General features: G+C 73.4%; 7 protein-coding genes and 1 pseudogene. 5 read left to right on the top strand and 3 right to left on the bottom strand.

Annotation, left to right across the window (positions count from 1 at the left end; all coding sequences use genetic code 11):
- The coding region (locus C1I98_RS41845; RefSeq protein WP_199537308.1) for a hypothetical protein at positions 1 to 226 on the bottom strand (226 nt) is incomplete at its 3' end.
- A gap of 216 nt (positions 227 to 442) precedes the next feature.
- Here C1I98_RS41845 and C1I98_RS29845 point away from each other — a divergent pair.
- On the top strand, positions 443 to 3,211 hold the full coding sequence (locus C1I98_RS29845) for a LuxR C-terminal-related transcriptional regulator (RefSeq protein WP_158558227.1): 2,769 nt from the start codon (positions 443 to 445) through the stop codon (positions 3,209 to 3,211).
- Here the strand turns inward: C1I98_RS29845 and C1I98_RS29850 are convergent.
- Positions 3,196 to 3,792, bottom strand: coding sequence for a hypothetical protein (locus C1I98_RS29850; protein ID WP_111170731.1), 597 nt, complete (start codon positions 3,790 to 3,792; stop codon positions 3,196 to 3,198). The genes C1I98_RS29845 and C1I98_RS29850 overlap by 16 nt on opposite strands.
- A gap of 287 nt (positions 3,793 to 4,079) precedes the next feature.
- Positions 4,080 to 6,458, bottom strand: a complete 2,379-nt coding sequence (lon, locus tag C1I98_RS29855) for an endopeptidase La (RefSeq protein WP_111170732.1) — start codon at positions 6,456 to 6,458, stop codon at positions 4,080 to 4,082.
- A 302-nt stretch (positions 6,459 to 6,760) separates the two neighbouring features.
- Here lon and C1I98_RS45845 point away from each other — a divergent pair.
- The 4 genes and pseudogenes from C1I98_RS45845 to C1I98_RS29875 all read left to right on the top strand — a co-directional run.
- A pseudogene (locus C1I98_RS45845) lies at positions 6,761 to 6,877 on the top strand (alpha/beta hydrolase); the annotation flags it as partial.
- Positions 6,878 to 7,052: 175 nt separating this feature from the next.
- On the top strand, positions 7,053 to 8,162 hold the full coding sequence (locus C1I98_RS29865) for an acyltransferase family protein (RefSeq protein ID WP_233508304.1): 1,110 nt from the start codon (positions 7,053 to 7,055) through the stop codon (positions 8,160 to 8,162).
- Positions 8,163 to 8,249: 87 nt separating this feature from the next.
- Positions 8,250 to 8,885: a biliverdin-producing heme oxygenase gene (locus C1I98_RS29870; RefSeq protein WP_111170733.1), complete on the top strand. Its 636-nt coding sequence runs from the start codon at positions 8,250 to 8,252 to the stop codon at positions 8,883 to 8,885.
- 34 nt (positions 8,886 to 8,919) lie between these two features.
- Positions 8,920 to 9,193: TetR/AcrR family transcriptional regulator (locus C1I98_RS29875; RefSeq protein WP_146607707.1), on the top strand; the 274-nt coding region annotated here is incomplete at its 3' end.

Raw genomic sequence — 9,193 nt, forward strand, 5'->3', positions numbered from 1 at the left:
CGCACACCCCTTCGAGCAACCGGCGCACGTTCACCAACGTCATCGTGTACGCCCCCGCGTTCAGGCAGGACTCGGCCTCGGCGAGTTCCCGCGCCAGCGCGGGCGGTACGGCGGCGCGCGCCCGGCCCGCCGCGACGGGCCACAGCACGCGCGCCCGGCGCGGCGGCAGCCCGTCCGGATCACGGTCGGGATCGACCTCGGCGGCCTCGGCCGCCAGGAAGAGCACCTGGCCGCACATCTGGCACACGGCCGTCGCGTACGGCGCAAGTTCCGGCGGCAGGAATGACCGATGCGGCCCATCGGGCTCACGCGCGAGAGAGCGATTCGCACACCCAGGGCAATCGATGCTGAATTTCGCCGCCCAGCGCCTCACAAAGGGACGATAAGGGATCTCCAAATTGCCCACAAGAGCGTAATATCCAAACCTGGGTGGGAGGGGCGCATGAAGACGTGGCCGTTCGCGGGGCGTGACAAAGAACTCGAAACTCTGATCCGATTCGCCCGCGACCGGGCCGCGCGCGGCGTCGTGATCGTGGGCGCGGCCGGGGTGGGCAAGTCCCGGCTGGCCGCCGAGGTGCTACGCGGGCTGGCCGACGACCGCCACACCGTGCTGCGCATTCGCGCCACCAAGGCGACCAGCGGCATCCCCAACGGCGCGCTGGCCGACCTGCTGCCCGCGCGGGCGCCCGAGGGCAACACGCTGCGGTGGGCGGCCGAGGAGATCATCGCGCGAGCCGCCGGACGGCTGCCGGTCCTCGGCGTGGACGACGCGCACCTGCTGGACGGGCACTCGGCGGGAGTGATCCACTCACTGGTCGCCACCGGGCGCGCCCGGGTCGTCGCCACCCTGCGCAGCGGCGAGCCCGCCCCCGACACGGTGACCGCGCTGTGGCGCGACCACCTGGCCAGGCGGGCGGACATCGGGCCGCTGGGCGACGGCGACATCCGCCGGCTGCTGACCGCCGCGCTCGGCGGCCCGCCGGACGAGGCGACCGTGGTCCATCTGTGCCGGGTGACCGAGGGGAACGCGCTGTTCCTGCACGAGATCGTCGATTCGGCGCTGGCCGCGGGAACGCTCCAGCGGCTGCGCGGCATGTGGCACCTCGCCCGGGCTCCGCTGGCCGACGCGGCGCCCGGCGACACACCGCTCGCCCCCCGGCTGGTCGAACTCATCCGCGACCGGATCGGCACCCTGTCGGCCCCGCTCGCGGCGGTGCTGGAGTTCACCACGTTCGCCGAGCCGATCGGGGCGCGCACGCTGAGCACGCTGGTCTCGGAGGAGGCCGTGCTGCTCGCCGAGGAGCGCGGGCTGATCAGGGTGGCCGTGGAGGACAGGCGGGAGGTCGCGCGGCTCGGCCATCCACTCTACGGCGAGGTGGCCCGCGAGCGCTGCCCCGGGCTGCGCCGCCGGCGCCGCTACGCCGACCTGGTCCAAGTCGTGGCGGCCACCGGCATGCGGCGCAGAGAAGACGTGCTGCGCGGCACGGTATGGCGGCTGGAGAGCGGCCTGGGCACCGACCCCGAGCCGCTGGTCGCCGCCTGCCGGCTGGCCTGGGCCGCGCACGACTATCCGCTCGCGGTCCGGCTGGCCGAGGCCGCGCTGTCGGCGGGCGGCGGCGTCGAGGCCGCAATCCTGCTGGCCAACCTGCTCGACCACGCCCAGCTCCCCGACCGCGCCCGCGCCGTGCTGGACGCGACGCCGGAGCCCGCCGACGAGTCCACGCGCGTCGAACTGGCCCTGGCCAGGGCCAGCAATCTCGCGTGGGGGACGGACCGGCTGCCCGAGGCGATGGCGCTGCTGGCGCGTACCGAGGGCACCGTCACCGACCCCGCCAGGCGCGATGCGATCACCGTGCGCCGGGTCGGCCTGGCCGCCTCCGCCGCCGACCCGCGCTCCGCGCTGGCCTGGAGCGCTCCCTTACTGGAACGCCCGCTCAGCGCACCGGTGCGCGCGCAGGCGCTCAACGCCCACGCGCTCGCGCTGTGTTACGCGGGCCGTACGGCGGAGGCGCTGGCCGCCGTGTCCGAGGCCCTGGCCGGCATGGCGGGCTGGCGGGACACCATCCCCGCGCTGGTCTCCCCGCTGCACTCCACCTGGGCGCTGTGCGGGCTGTTCAGCGGTGACCTCGCGGTCGTGGGCGAGGCCACCGCCTCCATGACCGCGGCGGTGTCCGGGCAGCGCGGCTGGTCGCGGGGCGAGGGCAGCCTGGCCCTGTCCCGCGGGCACGCCGCCATCCTGCGCGGCGACCTCGACACCGCGCTCGCCGTTCTCCACGCGCCGGCGCACCACGAGACCGCGGTCACCGTCGGCGGATGCCTGGGCGCCTACGCGCTGGCGCAGGCGTTGTGCGGGGACGGCAGGGCGGCGCAGGAGACGCTGGACGCGGCGCTGGCCCGCAACCGCACCACCTGGACCGCCTTCGGCCGCTGGGTGGCGCTCACCCGCGTCTGGATCGCCGCCGCGCTGGGCGAGACCAGCAGGGCGATCGACCTCGCGCTGGGCGCGGCGGCCGACGGCCGCGCCGCCGGGCTGCCCGGTTTCGAGCACATCGCGCTGCACGACGCGGTGCGCCTGGGCCGCGCCGCGCCGGTGCGGGCGCGGCTGGCCGAGCTGGCCGTGGTCCACGACGGCGAGCGGGTACGACTGGCCGCCCGGCACGCCGCCGCGCTCGCCGACGGCGACGGCGGGGCACTGCTCGCGACGGCCACCGGGTTCGAGCGGCTCGGCCTGATGCTGCACGCGGCCGAGGCCGCCGCGCAGGCGACGGGCGCGCTGCGCCGGGCGGGCGACGAGCGGGGCGCCCGCAGGGCCGCCGCCGAGGCGTGGTCACTGGCCGCGTCCTGCCCGCGGGCGGGCACTCCGGCGCTGCGCTGCCTGGCCGCGCCCGACCTGACCGTGCGCGAACTGGAGGTCGCCCAGCTCGGCGCGGCCGGGCGCAGCCACCGGGAGGTCGCGGAACGCCTGCACATCTCCCTGCGTACCGCCCAGAACCACCGCAACCAGGCGTACCAGAAGCTCGGCGTGAACAGCGCCGCCGAGCTGGCCGGCATCTTCGCCAGGTTCAACGGCGGGGCGCACACCGGCATGGCACGCGCCGAGGCCGCCGCCCCGGTCTCGGGGAGCGGCGGCCTCGGCGTCGTCTGGCGGACCGGGCCTCAGATGGCCCCTGACCGCCCCGGTCCGCGCCGCGGATGTCAGGACGCGCTGTAGATCTCGTGCCAGCCGCCGGACCCGCCCTTGGGCGAGTGCCCGCTGCCGCGGCTCACCTTGACCGAGATGCGCTCGGCGTTCTTGCCGTCGAAGCCGTGGCGCTCGGGGTACCTGCCGCAGTTGTCGAAGGACCGGTAGTACGACGAGCCGTCGAAGGTCTCGACCTTGAAGGTCTCCCATGCGCAGCGGTACCGGCGGTCGCCCCACCGCTTGTGGTTACTGAGCTTGCTGTCCACGGTGAAGTGGTTGCCGCGCACCCACTTGGAATGCTTGGTCCACCAGACCTTCTTGACCGGCTTGCACTTCTTGGTGCCCTTGTACCACCAGCAGTGCTTGACCCACTTGGTGTGCTTCTTCTTGTAGTAGATCTTGTGGTTTCTGCGCTCGACGCTGACCTCGCCGCTCGCCTTGGCCTTGTGGTCGGCGGAGTAGTACGGGCCCCACTGGGTCGTTCCGGTGACGGCGGTGCCGGCAGTGGCGCCGGCGGCGGGAACGACGGTCGCGTTGGCGGCGACCGGCGCGGCCACCGCGATCGCCGTCGCGGCGCCTACGCCGATGAGGATTCGGCTGACGAATCGCACGTTCGGTCCTCTCGGGAGATGAGGGTGTCTGACCGATCAAGACTCCCGGCCCGAGATTGACAAACACTTACAAAGCACTTGAAAGCCCGGCAAATCCGGACTATTCGCAAGATCGTGATCTTCCGCACTACTCGAGGGGGCCCAAAATGGAAATTTTATTCCCGTCACATGAGTAACATAAATCACAGATCACGAATACCGCGGCACGCCAAAGGGCCGGACGCCCGCGCCGGCGTCCGGCCCTTGCGAACGGCCCTGGCGGGCCGTGCTCGGCGAGCGACCCGCCCTCAGGCGGCGGCCGCTTGGGTGACGTGGGCCGGGGAGAGGGCGATGTCGAGCACCTCGCGTACGTCGCTCACCGCGTGGACGGTCAGCTCCGCGCGCACCTCCTCCGGCACGTCGTCGAGGTCGGGCTCGTTGCGCGCCGGGATGAGCACCGTGGTGATGCCCGCCCGGTGGGCCGCGAGCAGCTTCTGCTTGACCCCGCCGATCGGCAGCACCCGGCCGGTGAGGGAGACCTCACCGGTCATCGCCACGTCGCCGCGCACGGGCCGGCCGGACAGCAGCGACGCCAACGCGGTGGTCATGGTGACCCCGGCCGACGGGCCGTCCTTGGGGATCGCGCCCGCGGGGACGTGCACGTGTACCGAGCGGTCCTTCAGCGACCCGACCGGCAGCTCCAGCTCCACGCCGCGCGAGCGCAGGTAGGACAGCGCGATCTGCGCCGACTCCTTCATCACGTCGCCGAGCTGGCCGGTCAACGTGACCCCGGTCGAGCCGGTCTCCGGGTCGGCGAGGGACGCCTCGACGTACAGCACGTCGCCGCCCGCGCCGGTCACCGCCAGGCCGGTGGCCACGCCCGGCACCGAGGTGCGCTGGCGGGCCTCCGGCAGTGAGGACTCCGGCACGTGCCTGGGCCTGCCGAGGTATTCCACCAGGTCATCGGCCCCGGCCCGGACCGGCAGCTCGGCCTTGCCGAGGGCCAGCGACGCGGTGATCTTGCGCAGGATCCGGGCGATCGACCGTTCGAGCGACCGGACGCCGGCCTCCCTGGTGTACTCGGCGGCCAGCCTGCGCAGCGCCGCCTCCTCCAGGGTCACCTCGTCCGCGCCGAGCCCGGCCTTCTCCAGCTGGCGGGGCAGCAGGTGGTCACGGGCGATGGCCACCTTCTCGTCCTCGGTGTAGCCGTCGAGGGTGACCACCTCCATGCGGTCCAGCAGCGGGCCGGGGATGGCCTCCAGGACGTTGGCGGTGGCCAGGAACAGCACGTCGGACAGGTCGAGCTCGACCTCCAGGTAGTGGTCGCGGAAGGTGTGGTTCTGGGCGGGGTCCAGCACCTCCAGCAGCGCGGCGGTCGGGTCGCCCCGGTAGTCGGCGCCCAGCTTGTCCACCTCGTCCAGCAGCACGACGGGGTTCATGCTGCCCGCCTCGCGGATCGCGCGGACCATGCGGCCGGGCAGCGCCCCCACGTACGTCCTGCGGTGCCCGCGGATCTCCGCCTCGTCGCGGACGCCGCCCAGGGCCACCCGGACGAACTTGCGGCCCATCGCCCGGGCGACGGACTCGCCGAGGGAGGTCTTGCCGACCCCGGGAGGACCGGCGAGCGCCAGCACGGCGCCGCTGCGCCTGCCGCCGATCACGCCGAGGCCCTGGTCGTGGCGGCGCTTGCGGACCGCCAGGTACTCGATGATGCGGTCCTTGACGTCGGTGAGCCCGGTGTGGTCGGCGTCCAGCACCTCGCGCGCCGCGGAGATGTCGTAGGAGTCTTCGGTGCGGACGTTCCACGGGATGTCCAGGACCGTGTCCAGCCAGGTGCGGATCCAGCCGGTCTCCGGCGACTGGTCGGAGGTCCGCTCCAGCTTGTCGACCTCCTTGAGCGCGGCCTCGCGCACCTTCTCCGGCAGGTCGGCGGCCTCGATCTTGGCCCGGTAGTCGTCCTCCTCGTCGGCCGGGTCGCCGTTGAGGTCGGCCAGTTCCTTGCGGACGGCGGCGAGCTGCTGGCGCAGCAGGAACTCCCGCTGCTGCTTCTCCATGCCCTCCTGGACGTCCTTGCGGATGGTCTCGGCGACGTCCAGTTCGGCCAGGTGCTCGCGGGCCAGCTCGACCAGCCTGGCCAGGCGCTCGGCCGGGTCGGGCTCGCCCAGCAGCTCGATCTTGTGCTGGGTGCTCAGCCAGGGGGCGTAGCCGGAGCTGTCGGCCAGGACGGCCGGGTCGTCTATCTGGTTGATGGCGTCGACGACCTGCCAGCCGCCGCGCTTCTGCATGATCGTGGTGGCCAGCGCCTTGTACTCGGCGGCCAGCTCGTTCGCGCGCTCCCCGGCAGGGACGGGCTCCATCGCGGTGGCCTGCACCCAAAGGGCCGCGCCCGGCCCGGTGGTACCGGTGCCGACCCGTACCCGCTCCAGGCCGCGCACCACGGCGGCGGGCTCGCCGCCGGGCAGCCGGCCGACCTGCTCGACCAGTGCGACCACGCCCACCGGGCCGTACTTCCCGTCCACCCGCGGGACCAGCAGCACGTGTGCGTCCTTGCGGTCCGAGGTGCCCGCCCTGGCCGCGTCGATCGCGGCGCGAACCTCGGCGTCCGACAGGTCCAGCGGGACGACCATGCCGGGCAGCACGACCGCGTCGTCCAGCGGGAGGACCGGAAGGATCAAGCTCTCACTCATGCGATCTCCAAAGGTTGAGTTATACCGACTCAAGTATTGAGAGCCCCGGATTGTTCCCGAGCTTGAGCCTGTTCGCTCACAGCGATCGTAAGCATGTAAGCAGTACGGGGGTGTGACATCGGATCACCCCCTGGTATGACGCCCCTCCCGTGCGGCCCGGTCTAGTGTGGTCGGTGGTCGGGTGCTCAGGCGGCTCCGATCGGCCAAGGACCGGCTCCCCGCGCTGGCGGGCCCCATCCTGGCGGCCTTGGTCACCGGCGTCGCCGACCCGCCGCCTCCCGACACCCCCGCCCGGCCTGGGGGTGAGCGACCCGGTGGTGTACGGCAGCCCCGGGCTCGGCGCGGACTCGGCCGCCGATCTCGCACTCGAAGGCACGCGGCTGTGGGCGGGGCTGGGCGGCGCGGACTGGATGCGGAACGTGCCCAAGTTCCGGCTCGGGCCGCTCGGCTTCGGCCCGGACCCGGCCGCGCCCGGCTTCGGCGCCTCGGTGTTCGCGACCGGCCGGGCCACGCACAGCGAATACTTCAAGCCCGGCGGGGTCTCGCTGCGCAACCTGACGCTGATCGCGCTCGGGCGGACCGGCGAGGTGACCCATGGCCGACCGGATCGCCGGCTTCGCGGAAAAGATCGCCGCCGCCACCCCGGACACCCGCGACCGCGGCGTGGACGCGCTGCGCGCGCTCGCCATCGCGGGCGTGGTGCTCGGCCACTGGCTGGTCACCGCCTGGGCCACGGACCAGGCGGGCGCCCTGCGGATCGCCTCCCCGCTGACCGCCATGCCCGCGCTGGCCCCGATGTCGTGGGTGTTGCAGACGCTCGCGGTGTTCTTCTTCGTCGGCGGGTACTCGGCCGCGCGCGGCCTGCGGTCGGCCCGCGACGGGTACCTGCCGTGGGCCCGCCGCCGCCTGGCCCGCCTGCTCGCGCCGGTGCTGCCGCTCGCGGTGTTCTGGGCGGTACTCGCCCTCGCGCTCACCTCGGCGGGGATCTCCCGGGGGACGCTGCGGTCCTTCGCGGTCTCGGCGCTGGGCCCGCTGTGGTTCCTCGCCGTGTTCACCGTGCTCACCCTGGCCACGCCGCTGCTCGCCCGGGTCCGGCCGGTCGCCGCGGCCGGGGGAATGGCCGGCGTGGTCGTGGCGGTGGACGTTATCCGGTTCGGCCTGGCGGGTCCCGCGTGGACGGGGTGGGCGAACCTGGCCGCCGGATGGCTGGTGCCGTACCTGCTCGGGATGGCCTGGGCCGGGGGCGGGCTGGCCCGGCGCGGTACGGCGGTTGCCATGCTGACGGGCGGCGCGGCGGGCACGGCCCTGCTGATCACCGCCTTCGGCCACCCCGCGAGCATGGTGGGGGTGACCGGGGCGGCGATCTCCAACCTGGGCCCGCCGTCGCTCGCCGGGGTGTGCTCCGGGATCGCCCAGACCGGGGCGGCGTTGCTCGCCCACGGGCCGCTGACCCGGCTGGCGCGCCGGCCGCGCGTGTGGGCGGCGGTCGCGGTCGCGAACCTGTCGGCGATGCCGGTCTTCCTGTGGCACCAGACGGTGCTGGTCCTGGCCACGGTGACGCTGCTGCCGTTCGGGCGGGCGGCCGGGCTGCTGGACGCGCCGGTCTCGGCGCAGTGGCTGCTGTGGCGCGCGGCGTGGCTGCCGTTGTTCGCCGCGGCGCTGGCGGCGGCCGTGCCGGCGCTGCGCGGACGGCGATTTTCATGACGTCGTGTCGTTTTCGTGTTGACGTGACGTCGCAATCATTGTGACACTGTGTCGGGAAAGGACCCGCACGATCGAGGAGCCACCCTGATGTCGTTCTATGCGGAGTTGCGCGAGGCCACGTGGGGCGAGCACGACGCGGTCGCGGGCCTGCCCTACATCAACGCCCTGCTCGACGGGCGGCTGCCCCGCGAGGCGTACGCGGCGATGGTCGCCCAGCACTACTTCGTCTACCAGGCCCTGGAGGGCGTCTCACAGGCGCTCGCCGACGACCCGATCGCGGCCCCCTTCGTCTTTCCCGAGCTGTACCGCCTCCAGGCCCTTACCTGTGACCTCACCGCGCTGCACGGCCCGGGCTGGCGCGACCTGATCGAGCCGGTCCCGGCCACCCGCGAGCTGACCGGGCGGATCGAGCGGACCGCCGCCTGGCCGGGCGGCTACATCGCCCACCACTACACCCGCTACCTCGGCGACCTGTCGGGGGGGCAGGTCGTCAGGAGCAGGCTCCAGCGGATCTACGGGATCGAGCGCGGCGGCGGCGCCGACTTCTACATCTTCGACGAGATCCCCAGCCGCCCCCGGTTCAAGCAGGAGTACCGCCGCCGCCTGGACGCCCTGCCCATCGACGCCGGGGAGCGGGCGCGGATCATCGAGGAGACCCTGCTGGCCTACCGGCTCAACGGCGAGCTGCTGGCGGATCTCGGCCACCTCGCGCCCGCGGCCTGAGGCGTACCGACCGGCGCTGTGCGACGATTGTCAGATGCCCCGGATCTCGGCCGCCACGATCGGAGAACACCGCGCCCAGACGCGTGATCGCATCCTCGCGGCCGTCTCCCGGCTGACCAGGTCGCAGGGCATCGACGAGATCTCGATGACCGACGTCGCGGCCGAGGCCGGCATCACCCGCACCGCCCTCTACAACTACTTCCCCGACAAGGCGGCCCTCCTGCTGGCCTTCACCGAGCGGGTCACCGGCTACTTCATCGAGAGCTACGAGCGGGAGCTGCCGGCCGGGGCCGCGACGTCGGTCATCG

It is taken from the genome of Spongiactinospora gelatinilytica (genome assembly GCF_003236385.1).
Classification (GTDB): domain Bacteria; phylum Actinomycetota; class Actinomycetes; order Streptosporangiales; family Streptosporangiaceae; genus Spongiactinospora; species Spongiactinospora gelatinilytica.